Source organism: Gryllotalpicola protaetiae (assembly GCF_003627055.1).
GTDB lineage: Bacteria > Actinomycetota > Actinomycetes > Actinomycetales > Microbacteriaceae > Gryllotalpicola > Gryllotalpicola protaetiae.
Genome location: NZ_CP032624.1, coordinates 1,088,102 through 1,111,508, shown reverse-complemented (window position 1 = coordinate 1,111,508; position 23,407 = coordinate 1,088,102). Strand labels below are relative to the sequence as shown.

The 23,407-nt window shown below is 71.4% G+C and carries 23 protein-coding genes; 9 read left to right on the top strand and 14 right to left on the bottom strand.

The features are described 5' to 3' along the window. Nucleotides 1–7 precede the first annotated feature (7 nt). Entirely contained in the window at nt 8–1,381 is a 1,374-nt protein-coding gene (locus D7I44_RS05540; protein ID WP_120788572.1) for a S1C family serine protease, read from the top strand. Nucleotides 1,382–1,391: 10 nt separating this feature from the next. On the opposite strand, the gene D7I44_RS05535 is transcribed toward D7I44_RS05540, so the two are convergent. Together D7I44_RS05535 and D7I44_RS18725 are read right to left on the bottom strand one after the other, a co-directional pair. Continuing rightward, nucleotides 1,392–2,171 carry a MerR family transcriptional regulator gene (locus D7I44_RS05535; protein WP_120788571.1) on the bottom strand — a complete coding sequence of 260 codons (780 nt, stop codon included), beginning with the start codon at nt 2,169–2,171 and terminating at the stop codon, nt 1,392–1,394. A 56-nt stretch (nt 2,172–2,227) separates the two neighbouring features. Continuing rightward, nucleotides 2,228–2,356 carry a hypothetical protein gene (locus tag D7I44_RS18725; protein ID WP_220093837.1) on the bottom strand — a complete coding sequence of 43 codons (129 nt, stop codon included), beginning with the start codon at nt 2,354–2,356 and terminating at the stop codon, nt 2,228–2,230. An 86-nt stretch (nt 2,357–2,442) separates the two neighbouring features. On the opposite strand from D7I44_RS18725, the gene D7I44_RS05530 reads away from it, so the two are divergent. After that, entirely contained in the window at nt 2,443–3,453 is a 1,011-nt protein-coding gene (locus D7I44_RS05530) for an NAD(P)-dependent alcohol dehydrogenase (protein WP_245980042.1), read from the top strand. 26 nt (nt 3,454–3,479) lie between these two features. On the opposite strand, the gene D7I44_RS05525 is transcribed toward D7I44_RS05530, so the two are convergent. Both D7I44_RS05525 and D7I44_RS05520 read right to left on the bottom strand, forming a co-directional pair. Beyond that, entirely contained in the window at nt 3,480–4,817 is a 1,338-nt protein-coding gene (locus tag D7I44_RS05525) for an HNH endonuclease signature motif containing protein (protein WP_120788569.1), read from the bottom strand. Between the two features lie 116 nt (nt 4,818–4,933). Further along, nucleotides 4,934–9,523, bottom strand: a complete 4,590-nt coding sequence (locus D7I44_RS05520) for an ATP-dependent helicase (protein WP_120790812.1) — start codon at nt 9,521–9,523, stop codon at nt 4,934–4,936. Nucleotides 9,524–9,591: 68 nt separating this feature from the next. On the opposite strand from D7I44_RS05520, the gene D7I44_RS05515 reads away from it, so the two are divergent. Beyond that, nucleotides 9,592–10,173, top strand: a complete 582-nt coding sequence (locus D7I44_RS05515; protein WP_120788568.1) for an NUDIX hydrolase family protein — start codon at nt 9,592–9,594, stop codon at nt 10,171–10,173. Nucleotides 10,174–10,248: 75 nt separating this feature from the next. Here D7I44_RS05515 and D7I44_RS05510 read toward each other — a convergent pair whose 3' ends face one another. The 4 genes from D7I44_RS05510 to D7I44_RS05495 all read right to left on the bottom strand — a co-directional run bounded on the left by D7I44_RS05510 (nt 10,249) and on the right by D7I44_RS05495 (nt 13,873). Continuing rightward, nucleotides 10,249–10,752 (bottom strand): GNAT family N-acetyltransferase, encoded by a 504-nt coding sequence (locus tag D7I44_RS05510; protein WP_120788567.1) that lies wholly within the window; start codon nt 10,750–10,752, stop codon nt 10,249–10,251. Between the two features lie 206 nt (nt 10,753–10,958). Next, entirely contained in the window at nt 10,959–12,632 is a 1,674-nt protein-coding gene (locus D7I44_RS05505; protein ID WP_120790811.1) for a DEAD/DEAH box helicase, read from the bottom strand. A 201-nt stretch (nt 12,633–12,833) separates the two neighbouring features. Next, entirely contained in the window at nt 12,834–13,250 is a 417-nt protein-coding gene (locus D7I44_RS05500) for a DUF3052 family protein (protein WP_220093836.1), read from the bottom strand. Next, a complete protein-coding gene (locus tag D7I44_RS05495; protein WP_120788565.1) occupies nt 13,247–13,873 on the bottom strand; it encodes a DUF1684 domain-containing protein in 627 nt (208 codons plus the stop codon). Before D7I44_RS05495 ends, D7I44_RS05500 begins: the two co-directional genes overlap by 4 nt. Before the next feature lie 41 nt (nt 13,874–13,914). Between D7I44_RS05495 and D7I44_RS05490 the strand changes: the two genes are divergently transcribed. Together D7I44_RS05490 and D7I44_RS05485 are read left to right on the top strand one after the other, a co-directional pair. Beyond that, a complete protein-coding gene (locus D7I44_RS05490) occupies nt 13,915–14,484 on the top strand; it encodes a 2-phosphosulfolactate phosphatase (protein WP_120788564.1) in 570 nt (189 codons plus the stop codon). Between the two features lie 28 nt (nt 14,485–14,512). After that, nucleotides 14,513–14,818: a DUF427 domain-containing protein gene (locus tag D7I44_RS05485; RefSeq protein ID WP_120788563.1), complete on the top strand. Its 306-nt coding sequence runs from the start codon at nt 14,513–14,515 to the stop codon at nt 14,816–14,818. A 32-nt stretch (nt 14,819–14,850) separates the two neighbouring features. Here D7I44_RS05485 and D7I44_RS05480 read toward each other — a convergent pair whose 3' ends face one another. Continuing rightward, nucleotides 14,851–15,702 (bottom strand): LysR family transcriptional regulator, encoded by an 852-nt coding sequence (locus D7I44_RS05480; protein ID WP_120788562.1) that lies wholly within the window; start codon nt 15,700–15,702, stop codon nt 14,851–14,853. 133 nt (nt 15,703–15,835) lie between these two features. Between D7I44_RS05480 and D7I44_RS05475 the strand changes: the two genes are divergently transcribed. After that, a complete protein-coding gene (locus D7I44_RS05475; RefSeq protein WP_120788561.1) occupies nt 15,836–16,822 on the top strand; it encodes a DMT family transporter in 987 nt (328 codons plus the stop codon). Here D7I44_RS05475 and D7I44_RS05470 read toward each other — a convergent pair. From D7I44_RS05470 to D7I44_RS05450, 5 genes are all read right to left on the bottom strand, one after another. Further along, nucleotides 16,761–17,249 (bottom strand): SprT-like domain-containing protein, encoded by a 489-nt coding sequence (locus D7I44_RS05470; RefSeq protein WP_120788560.1) that lies wholly within the window; start codon nt 17,247–17,249, stop codon nt 16,761–16,763. The two genes, D7I44_RS05475 and D7I44_RS05470, sit on opposite strands and share 62 nt — an antisense overlap. Nucleotides 17,250–17,258: 9 nt before the next feature. Then, on the bottom strand, nt 17,259–17,792 hold the full coding sequence (locus D7I44_RS05465) for a hypothetical protein (RefSeq protein ID WP_120788559.1): 534 nt from the start codon (nt 17,790–17,792) through the stop codon (nt 17,259–17,261). A 52-nt stretch (nt 17,793–17,844) separates the two neighbouring features. Beyond that, a complete protein-coding gene (locus tag D7I44_RS05460; RefSeq protein WP_245980040.1) occupies nt 17,845–19,032 on the bottom strand; it encodes a PQQ-dependent sugar dehydrogenase in 1,188 nt (395 codons plus the stop codon). Between the two features lie 121 nt (nt 19,033–19,153). After that, nucleotides 19,154–20,017: a spermidine synthase gene (locus tag D7I44_RS05455; protein ID WP_120788558.1), complete on the bottom strand. Its 864-nt coding sequence runs from the start codon at nt 20,015–20,017 to the stop codon at nt 19,154–19,156. A gap of 80 nt (nt 20,018–20,097) precedes the next feature. Beyond that, entirely contained in the window at nt 20,098–20,742 is a 645-nt protein-coding gene (locus D7I44_RS05450) for a GntR family transcriptional regulator (protein WP_120788557.1), read from the bottom strand. Nucleotides 20,743–20,873: 131 nt separating this feature from the next. On the opposite strand from D7I44_RS05450, the gene D7I44_RS05445 reads away from it, so the two are divergent. From D7I44_RS05445 to D7I44_RS05435, 3 genes are read left to right on the top strand one after another with little or no spacing between them, the layout of a single operon-like run. Further along, nucleotides 20,874–21,440 (top strand): hypothetical protein, encoded by a 567-nt coding sequence (locus D7I44_RS05445; protein ID WP_120788556.1) that lies wholly within the window; start codon nt 20,874–20,876, stop codon nt 21,438–21,440. Next, nucleotides 21,437–22,636: a sensor histidine kinase gene (locus D7I44_RS05440; protein WP_120788555.1), complete on the top strand. Its 1,200-nt coding sequence runs from the start codon at nt 21,437–21,439 to the stop codon at nt 22,634–22,636. Before D7I44_RS05445 ends, D7I44_RS05440 begins: the two co-directional genes overlap by 4 nt. 4 nt (nt 22,637–22,640) lie before the next feature. Beyond that, nucleotides 22,641–23,378: a response regulator transcription factor gene (locus D7I44_RS05435; protein WP_120788554.1), complete on the top strand. Its 738-nt coding sequence runs from the start codon at nt 22,641–22,643 to the stop codon at nt 23,376–23,378. The last annotated feature ends 29 nt before the right edge of the window (nt 23,379–23,407 follow it).

Sequence of the window (23,407 nt, the reverse complement as noted above, 5' to 3'; positions counted from 1 at the left end):
TGGTGACATGAGCGAGATCAACGGTAGTGGCGACGCGTCGAACCCGACGCAGGAGCAGGGGATGCCGGCGAGCCAGAGCACCCCGACGGGCGAGCGCGCCCCTCAGCGCGAGTACTTCACGAAGCGGCAGACGCTGCTCGTCGCGGCGAGCACGGTCGTGGCCGCGGCGCTCGGCGTCGGCTGCGTCTTCGGCGTGCAGAGCGCCTTCGGCGCACGCGGCACATCGAGCGCCCAGCAGCAGTACACGGGCCAGCCCGCGGTCGGGCAGCATGGCGGCGGGCTCGGCGGCTACGGAGCAGGGGGCTACGGCTATGGCTCGGGCGGGTACGGCGATGGCGCCGGCGCCGGCCAGCCGGGCAGTGGCTCGGGCGCCGGCTCGACGGGCGGCAATCCGTTCGGCGGCAACGCCTACGGCCAGACCTCGGGTGGCACGACATCGGCGACCGCTGCCGAGTCGAAGGGCATCGTCCTCATCGACACGCAGCTCGGCTATCAGAGCGCAGAGGCGGCAGGCACCGGCCTGGTGCTCACCTCGGGCGGAGAGATCCTGACCAACAACCACGTCATCGAGGGCTCCACGTCGATCAAGGTCCAGGTGGTCGCGACCGGCAAGAGCTACACGGCCACCGTCGTCGGCGACGACCCCACCGACGATGTCGCCGTGCTGCAGCTGCAGGGCGCGAGCGGCCTCGCGACGGCCGTCACCGACGGCTCGCACAAGGTCACCGAGGGCGAGTCCATCACCGGTGTCGGCAACGCCGAGGGCGGCGGCTCGCTCGTCGCGGCGCCCGGCGAGGTGACCGGCCTCGACCAGAGCATCACGACCGAAGCGGAGGACTCCGCGGCATCCGAGAGCCTGCACGGGCTCATCGAGACCAACGCGGCCATCGAGCCGGGCGACTCGGGCGGCCCGCTGTTCGACTCTTCCGACAAGGTGGTCGGCATCGACACCGCCGCGTCGAGCGGCGGCGCGCCTGACGGCTACGCGATCCCGATCGCGACCGCGCTCGACATCGCGAAGGAGATCACGTCGGGGCACGCGGGCGGCAGCATCGAGCTCGGCTACCCGGCATTCCTCGGCATCGAATTGGGCGAGACGGATGCTTCAGGCTTCGGTGGTTTCGCCCAGCAGGGCTCGGGCGCGGCAGCGCAGGGCGCTCAGGTGGCCGGCGTCGTCTCGGGCGGCCCCGCCGAAGAGGCGGGCCTTGCCGAGGGCGACGTGATCACCGCGATCGGCGGCACCTCGGTCGCCTCGGCCGATGACCTGCAGGCGGCGCTGAAGTCGTACGCCCCGGGCGACCACGTGTCGATCTCGTGGATCGACGGCTCCGGCCAGTCCCACACCGCGTCCGTCACCCTCACGCAGGGCCCCGCGGCCTGACGGGGGCCGACTACAGCACAGTCGCGACGTAGTGCTCGAGGGCGGCCTTCACGAAGGCCGCCCCTTCGGCGCCCCCGTAGTTCGCGGCGAAGCGCTCGTCGGCGACGTACAGCTCGGCGAGCCCGAGCACGTAGCCGCGCAGCGCCGTCGGGTCGCCGGAGGCTGCCGGGGTGCCCGGCACGCCGCGCAGCCAGTCGACGTGCTCGGCGGCGAGCCGCTGCGCCGCAGGGGAGTCGGGCGAGGCATCCGTCTCGCTCAGCTCCGTCCAGGCGCGTGACCGGGCCTTCTGCTCGGCCTGCAGCCGTGTCTTCTCGTCGGGGCTCTTCGCCTCCCACCAGCTCGCACCGCTGGCGTACGCGTCCTTCCCCCAGCGCTGCTCGACCTCGTCGCGGTAGCGCGTGTGGTCGAAGCCGTCGAACATCTCGGTCATCTCCAGGTCCTTTCCGTCTTTGATCGCGGCGAGGGTGCGGCGCACCGACGCGAGCCGCCGCCCGAGCTGCTCCTGCTCGGCGAGCAACGCCCGCACATGCCGATCGAGCGCCTCGGCGACGTCGAGCTGCTCGTCGATCACGCGCCCGATTTCGGGCAGCCCGAGCCCCAGCCGGCGCAGCAGCAGGATGCGCTGCAGCCGCACGAGCGCGTGCTGGTCGTAGTAGCGGTAACCGTTCTCACCGACGCGCGACGGCGGAAGCAGGCCGAGGTCGCCGTAGTGGCGCAGCGTCCTGCTCGTTGTCCCGGTCAGCGCGACCACCTCGGTGATCGGCCATTCCCGCGCCCGCTCGTCTCGCATGTCGACGACGCTAGAGGTTGACGTCGCGTCAATGTCAAGCGGGGCGGGTGCTGCGCTCAGGGTGCGAGAAGACGGGTGACGCTCTCGCGAAGCAGCTCGCGACGGCGCTCGTGGTCGGTGGCGGGCTCGTCGGTCGTGGCTGCGTAGATTCCGCTCGCGGGCGACCAGGTCGACGCGAGCGACACGACGAGAGCGAGCAGCTCGAGAGGGTCGCCTGCTCGCAATCACCACCGCCTGGCAGAGCACCGACAACTCGACTGAGCTGAGGCGAGTGACGATCGAGCGCCGCGAGCTGCGCGATGACGACCTCGCCGTGCGGGTCGACTACTGCGGGGTCTGCCACAGCGACCTGCACGCGATCCACGGTCTGGTCGGGAAGGCCACAAAGGGTCTCGTGCCCGGTCACGAGTTCACCGGAACCGTGACTGACATCGGGCCGGCGGTGACCGGCTTCGCGCCGGGCGACCGGGTCGCGGTCGGTACGGTTGTCGACTCGTGCGGCAAGTGCGCCATGTGTCGGGTCGGGCAGGAGAACTACTGCCTCGAGGGCCCTGTCACGACTTACGGCGGCAAAGACCGCGTCGACGGTACGACGACCCAGGGCGGCTACAGCCGCGAGTACATCGTGCGGTCCTCGTTCGCCTACCCCCTGCCGGAGGGCCTCGACCCAGCGGCGGCAGCACCACTGCTCTGCGCCGGCATCACCGTGTGGGAACCGCTGCGCGCCGCGGGCGTCGGCCAGGGCAGCACGGTCGCCGTCGCCGGCCTCGGTGGCGTCGGGCATCTGGGCGTGAAGTTCGCCGTCGCCCTGGGTGCCGAGGTCACGGTGCTGAGCCGCACACCCGACAAGGCTGCAGACGCGCGCGCACTCGGGGCGACGGAGCTCGTCGACACGACCGACGAGGCGCAGCTCGCCGCGGCCGCGGGGCGGTTCGATTTCATCCTCGACACGATCTCGGCCCCGCACGATCTCGCGCCGTTGCTCGACTTGCTCGCCCTCGACGGCACGCTCAGCGTGGTCGGCGCGCCGCTGCCGACGCAGGTGCCGCTGATGCTGCTGACACGCGGCCGACGCAAGCTGACCTCATCGGGCACGGGCGGTCGCCGCGGCACTGCCGAGATGCTCGCCTTCGCGGCCGAGCGCGGCATCGTCGCCGACATCGAACGGGTGCCGTCGACGCAGGTCTCCGAGGCGCTCGACCGCCTCGAACGGAACGAGGTGCGCTACCGCTTCGTGCTCGACCTGGCCGATCTCGAGGAAGCGCCTGGGTCGGCCGACTAGCTAGAGCCCGCGACTCGTCGGGCCCGCTACTGCAGTGGCGGTGGTGCGCCGGGTGGTGCCGTGGTTTGGAGGTGCGCGGCGGTTCCATTGCCCACCGGTTTCCAGTCGATGGTTCTTCCGCCGTAGGCGTATCTGACTTCTGGTGTGCCGTTTGTCATGCGGATCTGCCAGGGGCCGGTGTCGATGTCGTGGTGGTGGAACCAGCACAGGTTGACGCCGTTGCCAATATCGGTGGCACCGCCGTCGCGGTAGCTGATGACGTGGTGGACTTCGCACCACTGGGCGGGCACCGAGCAGTCGGGGATCAAACAGGTGCCGCCGTCTCTGAGGGAGATCGCGCGCCGCTGCCGACGGGTGAACCCGCGCGTACTTCTGCCGAGGTTCAGGACGGCGCCCTGGTCGTCGAAGATCACGGCCTGGGTCCCGCCCGTGCACGCGGCCTGCACGGCCTCGCTCGCGGGGACGGGACCGGGGGTGCCGGCGTAGAACGCGAGCCCGGCACCGGACTCCAGTTCGCTCAGGGTGGTGGAGAGCCACACGGTGGGGTGGTCGCCGGCCATGTCGGGCATGTCGACCGAGCGGGCCGCGAGCGCGAACACGTCGCGGAGGTGGTCGGCGTCGGCCTGCCCGGCCGTGCGCGCATCACCCGGTGCGTCCTCCGCGACGGGCTGGAAGGTGACGGTCTTCTTCCCCTTCGGGTTCCGCAGCCCGTCGAGCACGGACTTGATCACGGAGGCGTGCCCGGTCGGCAGCCGCCCGGACACCCGTGCGGACCCGTCGATGACGGGGCTCATCCAGAAGAACCGCTCGGCCATAGCCTTCTTCGCCTGCTCCTGAACGACCTCGACCGTCAGGCCCGCAGCCGTCTCGGCCGCCTTCGCCCTCACCTCGTCGGCTCCAGTGCTCACCGCGAGCTCCACGAGCTCGGTCTGCGCGGCTTCGAGGTCACCCGCGTCGGCGGTGGATGCGGCTTTCTTCAGCTCCCCGCTGATCGCCGCGGCAGCCTCCCGGCCGATCCGCCCATCCAGCACCGCCGCCTCCACAGCCGGAAGCCCGGCAAGGTCGGCAGCCTCCGTGACGAGTCTCTGCGCCTCCCTCCCGGAGGACCCCGTCAGCCCCGACAAGGCGGCCGCCGCGGTCTTGAACCCCAACCGGCGCGCCAAAGAACCCGGATCATCGGCCGCAGAACGCCGGGCCATCTCAGCCGCCACAGCCAGCTTCACCGCACCGACCTGCCGCTGCGCGGCCTCCGCGTCCTCCACCAGCCGGATCAGCTGCCCGTCCGTCAGCACAGCAGGGTCCACCGGCAGCGCGCGGCCGAGACGCGTGAGCGTCTCACACGCTGCAGCACCGACCTTCGACATGCTCCGAGTCTACCAACCCGTCACCCACATTGGAAGCCAAACAATAGAACAGTTATTCACACCCCGGCGCGACACCACGAGTTTCACACAGCCACCGACACCGCGACCCGGACGAATCAGTACCTGAGCCGCAGCCCCCGCGGCGTCTCGCTGAACCCGGCTGCGGCAAGCGCCTCGCCGAGCGGGGTGCCGAGCACGAACCCGCCGTTGGCCGACTCGATCGCGAGCCGATCGGTGCCCCCGCGGCGCACGAGCTGCGCGACCGACGCAGCGGCCGCGCCGAGCACCGGCGCGTCCGAGCTGAACGCGAGCACCGTCTTCCCGCCCCGCTCGATGTACAGGACCAAGGCCCCATCGACGAGCGCGACGAGCGCGCCGGCCTTCCGCCCCGCACGATGGCCCGAGGAGCCATCGGCGGCCGCCGGCGGATCGGGCCAGGGCAACGCCGCGCCATACGGGTTCGCCGGGTCGGTCGCCGCCAGTGTCACCGCGGAAAGCAACGGATCGGCCGTGGCATCCGCCACGAACCCGCGCAGCCGGTCGACCGTCGGCGAGCTCGCGAACTGCGCTGCGCCGAGCGTCTCGATGAAGTACCCGCGTCGCACCTGACCGGCCTGCTCGAATTCGGCGAGCACGCGATATGCGAGCGCGAAGCCACCGGGCAGCCCCTCGCTCTGGACAGCGCCACGGGTCACCACGCCGTAGCGGTCGAGCAGGTTCTCGGCCGCAGCATGCGCGCGCAGCGTCGGGTCGGCGGTGCCGAGCGGCAACAATGACCAGCGCCCGGCGACGGTCGGCGGCCCCGTGCGGGTCGGCACATTCGGGCGAGCGATCGTCGACGACGCGAGCTGCATGCGCCCGCCCCGGAACATGCGCGTGCGCGGCGCCCGGGCCGGCCGCTTGTGCGCGGCGCGGCTACCGGTGAGCGCCCGCACCGGTGCGAGGGTGTCGTTGGTCACGAGGCCGGCCCACACGAGATCCCACAGGGCGGTCTCGAGCACGGTGTCGTCTTGCGAGCCGACCGCGTCGGACAGCTGCCGGAAGAAGAACCCGCCGCCCGCTCCGAGCGTCGTCAGGATCTCGCGCTGCAACTCGTCCGTCTCGAAATCCATCGGGGCTGCGAGCGTCAGCGGCGCGTTCTCCGCCAGGTGGAAGCTGAGCCACCCGTCGCGCCCCGGAATCGTGCCGGCGCCGGCCCAGATGACCTCGCCGCTCGCTGTCAGCTCGTCGAGCATAACGGGCGCGAAATCGGGCACGCGAGACGGCAGGATCAGCGACTCCCATGCGGATGCCGGCGCGCGCACCCCAGCCAGCTGCTCGATGACGGATGCCACCCCGTCGACGCCCTTCATCGAGAGCGTCCCGACGTGCTGCCACTCGGGAAGGAACCGCGCGTAGGCAGCCGGCTCGACCGGCTCGACCTCGTGCCGCAGCGCCGCGAGCGACAGTCGCCGCAGACGGCGCAGCACGTCGGCGTCGCACCACTCGGTACCGGTCGCGTGCGGCCGGAACTCGCCCTCGACGACGCGGCGCTCGTGCGACAGCCTGCGCAGCGTGTCGGTGACGACCGCGGTTCCGAGGCCGAAGCGCTCGGCCGCCTCGTCGGCGGCGAACGGCCCGTGCGTGCGCGCGTAGCGCCCGACGAGGTCGCCGAGCGGGTCGGCGACCGGCTCGATGAACGCCGTCGGCACCCCGATCGGCAGGGGCACCCCGATCGCGTCGCGCAACCGCGGGGCATCCTCGATGGCGGCTATGCGTTCGACCCCGGCGAGGGATACGCGCAGCGCGCGCTTCGCGACGACGAGATCCTCGATCGCAGTGGTCAGCTCCGCGGCATCCCCGGCGAATCGCTCGCCCAACTCGGGAACCGACAGCGGCCCGAGCACGCGCAGCAGATCGGCGACGCCTTCGAGCCCGCGCGCATGTCGCTCCTCCGGAAGGCGCTGCAGCTCGCCCTCGACGCGCGCGATCACGGTGGGGTCGAGCAGCTCGCGCAGCTCCGAGCGCCCGAGCAGCTGCCCGAGCAGCTCGGTGTCGACCGTCAGTGCGGCGGCCCGGCGCTCGGCGAGCGGCGAGTCGCCCTCGTACATGAACGCCGCGATGTACCCGAACAGCAGGTTCGACGCATACGGTGACGGCTTCTCGCTCATGGTCTCGACGAGCCGGATCTTCCGCTGCTCGATCTTCTTCACGAGCTCGCGCAGCGCGGGCAGGTCGTACACGTCCCGCAGGCACTCGCGCATCGTCTCGAGGATGATCGGGAACTGCGGGTACTTGTGCGCCACCTCGAGCAGCTGCGCAGAGCGCATGCGCTGCTGCCAGAGCGGATTCCTGCGACCGGGGTCGTACCGCGGGAAGAGCAGCGCCCGCTGGGCGGCCTCGCGGAAGCGCGCCGCGAACAGCGCCGACCCGCCGACCTCCTCCGTCACGACGGAATCCAGCTCGTCGGGCGCGAACACGAACAGCTCGGCCCCCGGCGGCTCGGCGTCTGAGTCCGGCAGCCGCACGATGATCCCGTCATCGGCGGCGAGCACCGCGCCCTCGAGCCCGAGGCTCTCGCGCACGCGCCGCCCGACGGCGAGCGCCCACGGCGCGTGCACCATCTGCCCGTAGGGGGAGTGCAGCACGATGCGCCAGTCGCCCAGCTCATCGCGGAACCGTTCGACGACGAGGGTGCGGTCGGTCGGCAGATGCCCGGTCGCGGTCTTCTGGTCGTCGAGGTAGGTCAGGAGGTTCCGGGCGGCGCGCTCGTCGAGCCCGTCGGCGAGCAGCCGCTGCGAGGCATCCGCCGCATCGCTCGAACCCAACTCGCGCACGAAGCCGCCGAGCGCCTCGCCCAGTTCGGCCGGCCGGCCGATGCCGTCGCCGTGCCAGAACGGCACGCGCCCCGGCTCGCCGTAGGCCGGGGTCACCATCACGCGGTCGTGCGTGATCTCCGCGATCTTCCAGCTCGTGGTGCCGAGGGCGAAGACGTCGCCGACGCGCGACTCGTAGACCATCTCTTCGTCGAGCTCGCCGACCCGGCGCGGCGCCTTGTCGTCGGCCCCTGCGACCATAAACACCCCGAACAGCCCGCGGTCGGGGATCGTGCCGCCGCTCGTCACCGCCAGTCGGCTCGCGCCGGGGCGCGAAGACAGCACGCCGCGTTCGCGATCCCACACGAGCCGCGGGCGCAGCTCGCCGAACTCCTCACTGGGATAGCGGCCCGACAGCAGGTCGAGCACGGCCTCGTATGCCCCGCGCGGAAGCGTGGCGAACGGCGCCGACCGCCGCACGGTGTCGAACCACCCGTCGACGTCGACCGGGGCGACCGACACGGCCGCGACCGTCTGCTGCGCGAGGATGTCGAGAGGATTCTGCGGCACGCCGATCTTCTCGATGAGCCCCGCCCGCATGCGCTCGGTCGCGAGCGCCGACTGCACGAGGTCGGCGCGGTGATTGGGGAACAGGATGCCCTTCGACACCTCGCCCACCTGGTGCCCGGCACGGCCGATGCGCTGCAGCCCGCTCGCGATCGACGGCGGCGCGGCCACCTGCACGACGAGGTCGACCTCGCCCATGTCGATGCCGAGCTCGAGCGAGCTCGTCGCGACGACGCAGCGCAGCCTGCCCGTCTTGAGGTCGTCTTCGATGGTGGCCCGCTGCTCCTTCGACACCGAGCCGTGGTGGGCGCGCGCGAGCACCGGCGCGTCGGGCGAGACACCGCCGGTCGTGCCCGATTGCCCGACCAGCTGAGCCGGGAACGAGGTCATGGCCTCGGCTTCGAATCCGAGCCTCTCGGCGTACAGCTCGTTGAGCCGCGCCGTCAGCCGCTCGGTCGTGCGCCGGCCGTTCGCGAACACGATGGTCGAGCGGTGCGCGAGCACCTCATCGAGCACGGCTTCATCGACGTGGGTCCAGATGGTGCCGCCCACCTTGTCCCCGCCCGGAGCATTCTGCAGCTCGCGCATGTCTTCGACCGGCACGATCACCCGCAGATCGAACCGCTTCTGCGACCCCGGCGCCACGATCGTGGTCGGGGCTTGCCCCGACAGGAACCGTGCCACCTCCTCGGGCGGCCGCACCGTCGCCGACAGGCCCACCCTCTGCGCAGGCTTCGCCAGCAGTTCGTCGAGCCGCTCGAGCGACAGCGCGAGATGGGCCCCGCGCTTCGTCGCCGCGACCGCGTGCACCTCGTCGACGATCACCGTCTCGACCTCGCGCAGCGTCTCGCGCGCGCCCGACGTCAGCATGAGATACAGCGATTCGGGTGTTGTGATCAAGATCTCGGGCGGATGCCGCAGCAACCGCTGCCTCTCACTCGACGGTGTGTCGCCCGACCGCACCCCGACGGTCACCTCGGGCGGGTCTTCCCCCAGACGTCTCGAGGTCTGCGCGATGCCGACGAGGGGGCTGCGCAGGTTCCGCTCGACGTCGACGCCGAGCGCCTTCAGGGGCGAGATGTAGAGGACTCGTGTGCCTGACCTCGGGCGTCGAGACGCCGGCTTCGCCGGTATCTCAGCCGCCGGAGGTTCCGTCATCAGCCGGTCGATCGCCCACAAGAAGGCCGCGAGCGTCTTGCCGGACCCGGTCGGCGCGATCACGAGGGTGTTGCGACCCGAGGAGATGGCCTCCCACGCGCCGAGCTGGGCGGCTGTGGGCGCGCTGAAGGCGCCCGCGAACCACTGCCGGGTCGCGGCCGAGAAGCGCTCGAGCGTGTCGGTCATCGTCATTCATTCGACCACGGACGGCCGACATCCGCCCGGGTCGCCGGTGACTCCCTTATTGTTCGGGTATGGCAGTGCGCACCCCGGACCCGTACCCCGACGGCCGCCCTGAAGACGATGAGCCGCCGAGCTACGGCCCGGCGTGGCTCAGCGACATCGAGCTGGAGCAGATCCGGCACCGCATCCCGATCCTCTACGTCGAGGCCGTCCCAGTGCACGTCGACGGCATCGGCCGCGTGATCGACCTGGGTCTGCTGCTGCGCGGTACACCGCTCGGCGAGATCACGCGCACGATCGTGTCGGGCCGCGTGATGTACGGCGAGACGCTGCGCGAGGCGCTGTTCCGCCACCTCGAGAAGGACCTCGGCCCCATGGCGTTCCCGCAGCTGCCCGCCTCGCCCGTGCCGTTCATGGTCGCGGAGTACTTCCCCGCCCCCAGCGAGACGCCGTTCGTCGATGAGCGCCAGCACGCGGTCTCGCTCGCCTATGTCGTGCCGGTCACGGGCACGACGGAACCCCGGCAGGATGCGCTCGAACTCACCTGGCTGACGCCGACTGAGGCGGCGTCAGACGCGGTGTGCTCGGAACTCGAAGGCGGCCGGGGCGCTCTCGTCCGCGCAGCCTTGGCCTCGGTGGGCGCCCTGCCCTAGCGGCTGCCCCTGCGACACCTCGTGGATCTCGTCGGCCACGAGTCGGTTGACGCGAAAGCTAGACCCGAGGATGCCTCACCGCAATGCGCGGCTGCGCGCGGCCCGCACCATCCGGATCTCGCGGGGCGCTTCGCCCTGCGCTGCGCCATCCGCCGCGAATCCGTTGCGCGCGTAGAAGGCCTGCGCGCGGGGGTTCGGGTCGGCGACCCAGAGGACGGATGCGCGCTCAGTGAGCACCTCGTCGAGGAGTTGCTGCCCCGCGCCGCTGCCGTGGTGGGCTGTGAGCAGGTACAGCACGTAGAGCTGCCAGTCGTGCGGCGAGTCGGTGTCTTGGGCGGGCCCGGCGAGCGCGATCCCGACGATCTCGCCATCGATCTCGGCCACGGCCGCGCGGGTGCCGCGATCGGCGTCATCGAGAGTCCGGTTCCACATCCGCTCGCGGCGTTCGACGAAGTCAGAGGCGTCGAGGACCTCGTCGGGAGCTTGCCCTCGGTACGTCTCCTGCCACGCCTGCACGTGCACGCGGGCCATGCCGGCCGCGTCCGCCGGCGTTGCAGGCCGCACCACGATCGCGCTCATGCGCCGACGCTAGCCGAAAAGAAGACCCGGTCGATTCCAGATCGACCAAACCCGGGCGAATTGCCGCGTTTTGTGCAAACCAGGATTTGTGCCGCCCGTCTTCTGCATTTCGCGCGCTGCCCACAACGGCGAGAAGTGCCGCGATGCTGTCTCAGCTGTGGGCTGAGCGCATCACGGCACTTCTCGGTGGCGCATGCCGGCGCGGGTTACGGGCGCGAAGCCCGGCGCGGGGTGCGCGGCGACGCGGACGGCGTCGAGGTCGAGTACGTCGGGCGCGGGGCGCCATCACTGCGGCGGGCGGATGCCTGGCCCGACGCGCCGCGCGACGACGCCTGGCCCCGGCCGGCGCTCGAAGCTTGGCCGCCACGTTGTCCGCGCGACTGACCCGGCGCCCCCTGACCGGCGCCGCGCTGGCCGCGAGGCTGGTCCGACGAACCCTGACCGGCGCCGCCCTGGCCGCGACGACGGCCCTGACCAGCGCCCCGCGGCTGCCCGCCCTGCGACGACGCACCCGGCTGCTGGCCGCCCTGGGCCTGTCCGCCTCGGCGCGATCCGCCCTGGCGCTCGCCCTGCTGGCCGCTGCCGTTCGACGCACCGCCGGCACCGCCGCCGCGACGTGCACGCTTGCGCTGCGCGTTCGCGCCGGTCGAGGTGCCGCCCTGCGAGGCACCGCGCGCGGGCAGCTCGGGCTTCACGTACGGAACCAGGTCGACAGGAGAGCCCACGAGCGAGACGACCTGCGGCGAGGCATCCGTCACCTGCTCGAACTCGACGCGAATGGCGGCCTTGCGCAGCAGATCGCGCAGATCGCGATGCTGCTCGGGCAGGGCGATGGTGACCACGTCACCGGCCGAGCCGGCACGCGCGGTGCGGCCGGAGCGGTGCAGATACGCCTTGTGCTCGACGGGCGGGTCGACGTGCACGACGAGCTCGACGTCGTCGATGTGCACGCCGCGCGCAGCGACGTCGGTGGCGACGAGCACGCGCACTGCGCCCTCGTGGAAGGCCGCGAGGTTCCGGTCGCGCGCGTTCTGCGACAGGTTTCCGTGCAGATCGACGGCAGGAATGCCGCCCTCCGTCAGCCTCTTCGCGAGCTTCTTCGCCTGGTGCTTGGTGCGCATGAAGAGGATGCGGCGTCCCGCGCCGCGGGCGAGCGCGTGCACGAGCGCGTCCTTGCCCGCCCCCGACTCGACCGAGAACACATGGTGGGTCATGGCCGACACATGCGAGGTGGCCTCGTCGACCGAGTGCAGGATCTCGTCGCGCAGGTAGCGCTTCACGAGCCTGTCGACGCCGTTGTCGAGCGTGGCGGAGAACAACATGCGCTGGCCCACCTTGGGCGTCTTGTCGAGGATGCGCGTGACGACCGGAAGGAATCCGAGGTCAGCCATGTGATCGGCCTCGTCGAGCACCGTGATCTGAATGGCGTCGAGCGACAGCACGCCCTGCTTCATCAGGTCGTCGAGGCGGCCGGGCGTGGCGACGATGATGTCGACGCCGGCGCGCAGTGCGTCCTCCTGGCGCTTCTGGCTGACGCCGCCGAAGATCACGGTCGTCGTGAGGCCCATGGCCTGCGCGAGCGGGGCGAGGGTGTTGTCGATCTGGGTGGCGAGCTCTCGGGTCGGCGCGAGCACAAGACCGCGGGCCTTGCGACCGCGGGCAGGACGGGAGGCACCGGATGCCTCGCCGAGCCGTGCCGCGAGCGGCACCGCGAACGCGATGGTCTTCCCGGAGCCGGTCTTGCCGCGGCCGAGCACGTCGCGGCCCTTCAGCGAGTCGGGCAGGGTCGCGACCTGGATGGGGAACGCCTCGGTGCGGTCCATCGCGGCGAGGGCCGCGACGACGGGGGCGGGAACGCCGAGTTCGGCGAAAGAAGTCATGAAGTTGTATGCCTTTCCGGGCATGAAGCCGCGCACGCCTGCATCAGGCAGGCAACGATGCGCGGGATATATCGGTCGCACGCGGGCGGATGCCAGCGCGGTGCGCCGTCTGAGACGAGGGGTCGTATCACGACGCGGGCGCGAGCGCAGGACGGCTCGCGACCTGACCAGTCTACCTGCTGGCCGCTGAGCGCCGTTCCCTCACCGGTTCCGACGCCGCCACACGAGCTTGAGGCTCGACCAGTCGCTGTCGAGAGCGGCGACCTTCACGTCGACGAGACCGACCTCGAGCGCGACCGCGCGCACCGTCTCGTCGGTCACGTCGCTCGCGTGCCCGGCGGCTTTGCGGGGCCAGGCGATCCAGAGCGCGCCCGCGGGCTTGATGCGCTCGCGTTGGGTCTCGATCAGATCGACGACGGATGCCTGCTCACGCGCGAAGGCGACGACCACGTCGGCTCCGCCGTCCGCGACGAGCTCGATCGCGGGGAAGTCGTCGTCGGGCGTGAGCGCCCACCCTCCGGGCGCGCCGACCAGCGCGACCCGCGCAGCGTCCCTCAGCCCGAGCTTCTTCCACTGCGGGCTTCCGGAGTAGCCCGTCGCCGGCGAGGCTCCCCTCACGGCATCCGCTCGCCCACCGGCACCTCGACCGGAAGCGTGTTGCTCGGCAGCGCGAGCGGGCACGCCCATTCGGGGTCGTAGGCGCACGACGGGTTGTACGCGAAGTTGAAGTCGAGGATGACCGTGTCGTCCGCTTCCCCCAGCCATGCCCCCTTGATCGTGTCGATCAGGTACCGCCCGCCGCCGTACGTCCCGCCGGGCTTCCCGGCGAGCGCGTCCTTCACGGGAACGAACAGCCCGCCGCCGTACGACGCGAGCTTCCACATGTCGAGCGACCCGATGCCGGGCAGCTCCGCCTTCCCGAGCAGCCGGAACGGGACGATGCCGTCGGTGCCGGTCTCGACGTTCCACTCGCGGGGCTCGCCGGCCGGCTCGATCGAGACCTCGAACCGCCAGTCGGGGTCGTATGCCGAGACGGGCACGCCCGAGAACGCCGCCCGTTCCTCGGGCAAGATCGCCGACGCCGGGTGCGTCGCGAGCAGCTGGTTCCGCGCGAGGACCCAGTACGCGTGCGCGGCCCCGGGGTCGTCGACCTCGGCGACGGCCCGCACGTTGTCGTACAGCTCGAAGGTCCGCCGGCGCCAGTCGAGCGTGTCGAGGGCCGTGCGCGAGGCATCCGTCATGCTCTCAGTCTGTCCCCGAACGCCGACATAGGGTGGAATCCATGCCTCACCCCCAGCCGTCCGAGCGCACTCAGACGAGCTACGAGGTCAGATTCGACTGGGGAATCGAGGGGTTGCGCAGCACGGCGCCCGGCGCGGGCGTCATCGTGATCGTCGATGTCCTCTCGCCCGACCATGGGCGATGGGTTGCGGACGCCTCGCCCTTCGGCGTCCCCGTCGTCGCCGCCGATCTGCGCAACTACTCCGCGGCGGCACGGTGGGTGCTCGCACACCAGCAGCAGCTCGGCCGGCGCGCGAACGTCGCCGTGATCGCGGCGGGCGAGCGCCGCGGCGACGGCACTCTGCGCCCTGCCGTCGAGGACCAGCTCGCGGCCGGCGCGCTGGTCGGTGCGCTCGCCGGGCTCGGCATCGACGCGTGCTCGCCCGAGGCGGCCGTCGTCGCCGCATCCTTCGACGCCATGCGCCGCGCAGTCGGGCATCTGCTCACGGCATGCGTCAGCGCCCGCGAGCTCGCGGCGGTCGATCGGCTCGACGACGTCGCGATCGCGGCGCAGCTCGACGTGTCCGACGTCGTGCCGGTCATGCGCGACGGCGTCTTCCGCGCGGAATAGCGGGCGCCTCGCGCCGGTTCGCGAAAGCATGAAGGCAGTACTCGGAGAGACCGTGATCGCGCAGGCCCCTGAAGAGGACCTCATCCGCATCGAAGGGAACTGGTACTTCCCGCCGGCATCCGTCGACCAGCAGTATCTCTCGACCAGTCCGACCCCCTACACCTGCCCGTGGAAGGGGGAGTGCCAGTACTTCACCGTCACCGTCGACGGGCAGCAGTACCCCGACCGCGCGTGGAGCTACCCGACCCCCTACCCGACGGCGTTCGACCGGGTGGGCAAGGACTTCTCGAACTACGTCGCGTTCTGGAAGGACGTCAAAGTCACGGAAGAGTGACGCGCCGGGCGGGGACCGGTGCGACGATCGGCTCAGACCGCGTCCACGAGGGCCTGGGCGAGCGGATGCCAGGGCCGAGACGCAGGCCCTGACAGCACGAGCCGCCGCGGGCGCGGCGTGGCGAGCGGCTTCATCACGAGGTCGTCAGGCAGCATGCCACGGCCGAGCGAGGGCACGATCGCGACCCCCATGCCCTGTTCGACCATGCGGAACAGGGTGCTCATCTCGCGCACCCGGTGCGAGAACGCGTAGGGCAGGCCCTCGTCGTCGTGCATCCGTTTGACGTGTCCCTCGCAGCCGCCGGTCGAGACGATCAGGCCGTCCTCCGCGAGCTCGGCGAGCGGGATGCCGTCGAGTCCCGCGAGCGGGTGGTCGCAGCGCACGACGGCCGCGAACTCGTCGGTCGCGACGAGCTTGCTGCCCGACGGCGCAGGCGACGGCTCGACCAGGATGGCGGCCTCGACGACCCCCGCCTCGAGCCATTCGGGCATCTCGTCGTCGTCGCCCTCGTAGATCTGGACGTCGACGTTCGGCAGCTTCGCCGCCCACAGCGGCATGAGCTCCGGCAGCAGCCCTTGGCACACCGTCGCGACGGCGCCGAGGCGCACGGTGCCGGCGATCGTGCCGTCCTGCTTGACCGCGCTCTCAAGGGCCGCGACGGATGCCAGCGCCGCACGCGCGTGCTCGAGCACCCGGTGACCGAGCACCGTCAGCGTCACGCCGCCGTCGCGCTGCAGCACCCGGCCGCCGACCTCCTTCTCGAGGCCGGAGACGGCGTGCGACACGGCCGACTGGCTGATGCCGAGCTGAGCCGCGGCGTCCGTGAACGAAGCGCGGTCGACGACGGTGGCCAGAGCGCGGAGCTGCGGCAGGGTGACGCCCATCTGATCTCCTCATCTGTCAATGAGTCAAATGCATTGGCCTCATGTTGGTGCTCGAGGAAATGATATGGCTCATGACCATCACCAGGTCCGATTCGCGCCAGTCGCACGCCGCCCCCGGCGGAAGGCTGGGGTCATGAACTCGGGAACGTCGCGCGGCACAGCCCGTACCGAAAAGACACTGTGGGCCTTCCTCGCCCTTTCTCTGGTGTGGGGCGCGAGCTTCCTGTTCATGAAAGTCGGGCTCGACGGTCTCGCGCCTGCGCAGATCGTCATGGGCCGCATCTGGTTCGGTGCGCTGACGCTCGCCGCGGTCATGACCGTGACGCGACGCCACTGGCCGCGCGATCCGAAGCTGTGGGGCCACATGGTCGTGGTGGCGATCACCTTCGGCGTCGCGCCGTACTCGCTCTTTGCCTGGGCCGAGCAGTCGGTGCCGAGTGGCCTCGCCAGCATCTACAACGCCACCACGCCGATCATGACGCTGCTGCTCACGCCGCTGGTGCTGCGCTCGGAGCGATTGAGCAGGGCGCAGTCGGGCGGAGTGCTCATCGGAATCGTCGGTGTCGTGGTGCTGAGCGCGCCGTGGCAGCTGATCGGGTCCGCCGATCTCGCCGGCAGCGTTCCCGGGCAGCTCGCCTGCCTGGGCGCGACGTTCTGCTACGGCTTCTCGGGCCTGTACCTGCGCCGCTTCGTGTTCGGCAGGGGAGTCGACTCGCTCACCCTCTCGGCGATGGAGATCTGCCTGGCCGCACCGATCGCGCTGCTGCTGCTGCCCTTCGGCGGTCTGCAGCCTGTGCAGGTCAGTGCTCCGGTCGTCCTGTCCATCGCGGCGCTCGGAGTGCTCGGCACGGGCTTCGCGTACATCTGGTACTACCGCGTGCTCGGCGAATGGGGCGCCGCGCGTGCCTCGACCGTCACGTACCTCGCGCCCGTCGTCGGTGTCGTGCTCGGTGCGGTGCTGCTCGGCGAGACCGTCAGCTGGTACGAGCCGGTCGGCGGCCTGATCGTGATCGCGGGCATCGTGGCCAGCCAGCGCGGCTGGCGGATGCTTCGCCGGGCTACTTCGCCTGCGCAGCCGCTTTCCGCACCGCAGCCGAGATCTCACGCCTCGTCCAGCTGATCAGGAACGCGCGCGAGAACGAACGCGAGCACTTCGCGCAGGACAGCGCGCGCGTCGGTTTGCGGTGCCGGTAGTGCACGTGGCCGTTCGGGCACGTGCCGACCCATGGTGCGAGCTCGGTCGGCGTCGGCCCGTCGTGGGTCCGGCCGCCGACGTAGCCGATCGATGTCGCGGTGCGCCGCCAGACGGGCCCGTGGCCTGCGGCCGGACCCGCCAGCGCATGCGCGACCTCGTGCAGCAGGGTCTGGTGCACGTCGTCGTCTGGCCAACTCGCCGCAAGGTACCTGGACACAGAGATCCGTTTGTGCGTGTAGTCGCACAGCCCCGCCCGCTTCTTCGCGTGATCGAACGCGAAGGTCCACGAGGGGTCGAGATGCAGGGCGATGAGTGCGTTCGCCCAGACGCTCACACGAGCCAGTTCAGCCATGCGGAGAGGCTAGAACAAAGGTACGACATTGGACTCGAGCCTACGCTTCACCGTCTCCAGCGCGAACTCGGCCGACTCGATCTGATCCGCGGGCGCGGCGTTCTCGGTGCGCAGGCGCAGCGCCTCTGAGAAGTCGGCGGCGGCGAGATCGTCGGCGCCCTCGTCGAAGAGCACACGACCACGGTGCTGCAGACCGAACGCCTCCAGCTCGTGCCACTCGTGCGTGCGCGCCTCTTCGATGCAGGCGGACAGCTCGGTGACGGCCTCCTCGAAGCGACCCTGGTACTGCAGGATCTGAGCGCGGATCATGCGCGGCCGCTGCAGCGAGCGCCGATCGCCGGTGAAGCGGGCGAGACGGTACGCCTCGTTCGCGACGTCCATCGCGTCATCGAGCGAGCCGCCGACCTTGAGCAGCCAGGCCCTCTCGCAGAGTGCGTCGCGGCTGCGCAGCTCGCCGAGCTCGGCGAGCCGGCGGCCGACCTCGACCAGGTCCACGCGCTCACGAAGTGTCTCAGGGTCGTAGCCGAGGATGATGCTGCTCACGCGGGCAGGCTAACCATGCGTGTGCCGCGACCGGGTGATGCCACGCCCTCTTTCAGCCGGTCCGCGTGATCGTGAGCTCGAGCAGGCGGTCGTCGCCGGTACGCGGGGTGCCGCGCCCGTCGGTGTTGTTCGTCAGCACCCAGAGCGTGTCCGGCGCGACCTGCACGACCTCGCGCAGTCGCCCGAACCGCCCGGCGAAGAGCGAGTGCGTCGTCACCGCGTGGTCGGCCGAGGCATCCGCCACCCACAGCCGCTGACCGCCGAGACCGGCGACGAACACGGTCGCGCCGACCACGGCGAGGTCGCTGGGGCTCGCCTCGTCGGTCGACCACTGCGCCACCGGGTCGACGAAGCCCTGGCGGTGCCCGATGCCCTCGACGACCGGCCAGCCGTAGTTCGCCCCGGGGGTGATGACGTTCAGCTCGTCCCAGGTGTCCTGCCCGAACTCGGCCGCCCACATGGTGCCGTCGCTCGCCCAGCCGATGCCCTGCGGATTGCGGTGACCGAGGCTCCAGACGGGCGAGCCGGGGAACGGGTTGCCGCCCGGCACGCCGCCGTCGGGCGTGACGCGCAGGATCTTCCCGCCCAGATATCCGAGCTGCTGCGCGCCGTCGCGATCGCCTGCGTCGCCGACCGTGACGTAGAGCATGCCGTCCGGGCCGAACGCGATCCGGCCGCCGTTGTGGAAGGTGCCGTGCGGCAGGCCGTCGAGCACGACCTCTGGTTTGCCGAGCGCGCGGGCTCCGGCGGCGCCGGTGAGAGGGATCCGCACCACCCGGTTGTCGCGCGCGGTCGTGAGGTACGCATAGAGCTGATCAGGATGCCCCGGCCGCACCGCCAGCCCGAGCAGGCCGCCCTCGCCCTGGTGCACGACACCGGGCACTGTGCCGGCCGTGCGCGTCGCGCCGTCGACCGTGCGCTCGAGCACGCGCCCGCTGTCGCGCTCGCTGATCAGCGCGTCGCCGCCGGGAAGCAGCGCGATCGACCACGGCGCCCGCAGGCCGGTCGCGAGGGTGGCCGGGTCGCCGACGACGGTCCAGTGCTGCGTCGGCGCGGGCGCCGATGGGCTGCCGGATGCCTGGGCTGTCGGTGCTAGCGTCGGCGCCGGCAGGGCCGCCGTCGGCTCGGGCCGCGGCTCGCCGGGCTGTGTGCACCCGGCCAGTGCGAGGGCAAGGGCGGCCGCGCCGACCGCCGCCGCGGCCGCGCCGCGACGGGCTCGCGCACGCCAGAGCCCGGCCACAGTGCCCCATCATCGTCGCGCGACGTGCGCGACGAAACCGTTTCTGCGGGAGGGCGCCGATGTTCCTCGCCGCGAAGCACAATGGTCGACCGGCCGCGAAGCGAAGCGAAACGCGTCGCCCTCAGCGCCCCGGCTTCACCTGGAAGATCGAGCGTGCAGGCGGGGGCGATGGTGTGGCCGTGGCGTCCGTCACGATCAGGCCTCCGCGTGCGAACTCCTCGAACTCGCCGTCGAGCACCGCAACGGCCGGGTGCGGGCCGGCCGCCATCAGGCGCGGCAGCCACTGCGACGGCAGCGGCGCGGCCGACCCGACGAGCACGAAGTTCCCGAAGCGCCGCCCCTTCACGACCTGCGCCTCGGCCAGCACCGCCGCGTGCGGCAGCACCTGCGCGAGCGTCGCGGCCTGCGACCGGGCGAAACGCAGCGGCGGCCCGTCGGCGACGTTCACGAGCATGATCCCGCCGGGCGACAGCAGGCGCGCGGCCTCGGTGTAGAACTCCTGGCTCGTCACGTGCGCCGGCGTGCGTGCGCCGCTGAAGACGTCGACCACCACCAGGTCGGCGGTTCCGAGCAACCCGCCAGGCAGCTTCGCGAGCACCTCCCGCGCGTCGCCGTAGCGCACCCGCACGTCGGCCCCGCGCTGCAGCGGCAGCACCGAGCGCACCAGCTCGACGAGGTTCTGCTCGAGTTCGATCACCTGCTGGCGACTGCCCGGCCGCGTCGCCGCGACATAGCGGGGCAACGTCATCGCGCCCGCCCCCAGGTGCACGGCGGTGATCGGGGCGCCTGGCTCACCGATCAGATCGATGATGTTCCCCATGCGCTGGATGTACTCGAAGAACAGATTCGACGGGTCCTCAAGGTTCACGTGCGACTGCGGCGTGCCGTCGACCACGAGCTCGTACGCCCCCGGGATGAAGCGGTCGCGCTCGATCACCGCGCGATACCCGGAGTGCTTCAGGATCACAGACGGGTCGTCGCTCATGCATCCAATCTATTGATATTGATATTGATAGTGATCTTGAGATCGATGCAGAACGGATGCCTGGGCCGAAGCGCCGAGGATCAACGGATCAGCACCTCGTGGATCTTCTGCAGGTGCGTCGCCAGCAGGGCATCGAAGCGGTCGCCGTCGCGCGCCTCGATCGCGTCGACCAGCGCGGCGTGCTCGCCGACGACGTCGCCCGCGATGAGGTCGGTCGGGATCGACGAACGCGCCATGCGCACCTGCCGGTCGTACAGCGTCGAGTAGAACTGCGCGATCAGGGCGTTGTCACCCGCGCGGATGATCGCCGCGTGGAACTCCGCATCGGCCAGCGCGTAGCCTCCGAGGTTGCGGTCGGCGATGCGGTCCTTCTGCAGCTGCAGGTTGTCGCGCAGCTCGGCGACGAGGCGCTCGGTGCGCTCAGCGCTCGTCGTCGCCTGGCGGACGGCATGCGTCTCGAGCACGTTGCGCGCGTCGATGACGTCGCGCGCCTCGCTGCGGGCGATCGGGGTGATCATGGCGCCCCGCTTCGGGTACAGCTTCATGAAGCCCTCGGCCTGCAGGCGCAGGAACGCCTCGCGCACGGGCGTGCGGCTGATGTTCAGCCGGTCGGCGACCTCGCCCTCGCTGATGAGATCGCCCCCGGCGAGCTCGCTGGTCAGGATGCGGGCCTTGACGTCCTCATAGGCGCGGTCACCCGCGGCAACGGTGTTCTTCTCCGGCATACACACAATGATAGATACAACTCCCGTATCCGTGTAGACCCACGCGGCAGGTCGGTACAGCCGCGAACTCCACCCGCCGCTCCACCCAGGGGTGGTGGGCACTGAGCGGCCCGCTCGCGACCATTGTCATCATGACCTTGAACGTGCAATACCTCCTCGACGCGGTGCTCGGCCTCGCCGCCATCGCCTGGATCTGCTACCGCCAGATGACCTGGCGCGTCGTCGACCCCGCCCGCATGTGGCGCGGGCCGCTCATCTTCGCCATCGTCGGCGTCGGCATCATCGTGACCGGCTCGAAGACGATCACCTTCACCACGCTCGACATCGCGCTGCTCGCGGTCGAGCTCGCCATCGCCCTCGGCGCCGGCGCGGCGATGGGCGCCATCGCCCACTTCCGCCTGCTGAGCAGGGAACGCGCGGCGGCGTACGAGGCGAACCGCCGTCCGTCCCGCACCGGCGGCGCCCTCGCCCCTGTCGAGTACGAGAGCCGCACCAGCTGGGTGGGCGTCGCGCTCTGGTTCGTGATGATCGCCGTGCGCGTCGGCCTCGAGTTCTACGGCCAGCACATGGGAGCTGCCGCGGGTGCCTCGACGGGCATCATCCTGCTCGTCCTCGCCGCCAACCGCGTCGCCCGCACGGCCGTGCTCGCGTGGCGTCTCGAGCAACACCGCCAGCAGGTCGCGACCCTGGCACGATGACCCTTATGGACGCATCCGACCGCCGCCTTCTGCCGCTGGTGCTCAACGCCATCGGCATGGCGGTGGTCGTGTATGCGTTCGTCGCGACCGGCGCGACGCGCCATGGCGGCTGGCTCGTGATCGCGACGATCCTGGCGCTGCTCACCTGGGCCGTGGTCGAGCTGCTGCAGTGGCGCTTCGTCGGCACCCTGCGCCGACGCAGCGCGCTGCGCGTCGTGCGCCGCGTCGCGACGGTCCTCGGTGTCGTGGTCGCCTCGTTCGCGCAGGCGCCGAGCGAGGGCCTGCACACGGCGCCGCTCGCGATCCTCGTGATCCTCGCAGTCTCGGACGAGAGCGAGCCGATCTGGTTCGGCGCGAGCGTCTCCGCCCTGTCCTTCATCCTCACTCCGATCGGGGCCGTGCTCGCGCACGCGGGCCCCGGAACACTGCTCGGCTACCTGGCCGGCAACGCGGTCTGGCTGCTGATCGGCGTCTCGCGCCGGCAGGCGCGCACCGCCACGCGGCGCAACCAGGAACTCGCCGAGCAGCAGCGCGAGCTCGCCCAGCAGGAGGCGACCGCGAGCGCCCTCGCCGCCCGGCAGGCGGCGGCCCGCGACATCCACGACGTGCTGGCGCACAGCCTCGGCGGGCTCGTGATCCAGCTCGACGCCGCAGAGGCCCTGCTCGAGTCGGGGCGCACGGAGGCCGCGCACGCGAAGGTCACCCAGGCCAGACGGCTGGCGACCGACGGGCTCACCGAGGCGCGGCGCGCGGTCTCCGCGCTGCGCGCGCCAGGCGATTCGGATGCCGCCGAGCAGACCCCCGCCGATCTGGCCGGCGCCGCGGAGCGGCTGCTGCGCGCGCACCGCGAGCTCGGGGGAGAGGTCGATGCGCACGTCGACCTGGGCGCTGCACCGCCGCTCACGGCATCCGTCGCCACGGCTTTCGAGCGGGCGCTGCAGGAATCCCTGAGCAATGCGCGCCGGCATGCGCCGGGCGAGCCGGTCGCGGTCGAGCTGAGCGCGGCGGGCGGATGCCTGGAGCTCACCGTCTCGAACCCGATGCTCCCCGGCCGAGCCCGCAGCGCGGCCGGCGGCGGCCATGGGCTCACGGGCATGACCGAGCGCTTCGCCGCGCTCGCGGGCGGCCGGGCGACGGCGGCCGAGCGCGACGGGCGATTCGTGGTGTCGGCGTCGGCGTCGGTTGCGCAAGGCTGAGGCCGTGGCATCCCCTCAGATCCGCGTCCTGGTCGCCGACGACCAGGCGATCGTGCGCGACGGTCTCGTGACCGTGCTCGAGCTGCTGCCCGACATCGAGGTGGTCGGCGAGGCCGGGGACGGCGTCGAGGCGGTGCGGCTCGCCGGCGAGCTCGCGCCCGACGTCGTGCTGATGGATTTGAGGATGCCGCAGCTCGACGGCGCCGCGGCCACCGAGCGTGTGCTCGCGCAGGACCCGAAGGTCGCCGTGCTCGTGCTGACCACCTTCGCCGACGACGCCTCGATCGCCTCCGCCCTCAAGGCCGGGGCGCGCGGCTACCTCACGAAGGACGCCGGGCGCGCGGAGCTCGCCGCCGCGGTGCGTGCCGTCGCGAGCGGACAGACGACGCTCGCGCCCGAGGTCGGGGCGAGGCTGATCGGCTCGTTCACCAGTGGCGGGACGCCTCCGGTCCCTGAGCGCTCGGCGCCCGACGGCGACGGCCCGGTGGGCCGTCGCGCGCCGGACGCGGAGCGAGCCGCACTCGCGAGGGCCGAGCACCTGCTCACCCGCTTCCCCGCCCTCACCCCGCGCGAAGCGGAGGTGCTCGCCGAGATCGCCCGTGGCCGCAGCAACCCGGAGATCGCGCAGCAGTTCTTCGTCTCCGTCGCGACGGTGAAGACGCACGTCAACTCGCTGTTCGCGAAGCTCGGCGTGCAGACGCGCGCCCAGGCGATCGCGCTCGCCGTCGGCAGCGCTGACTGACGCCGGGCCGCCACTGGACCGCGGGTGCG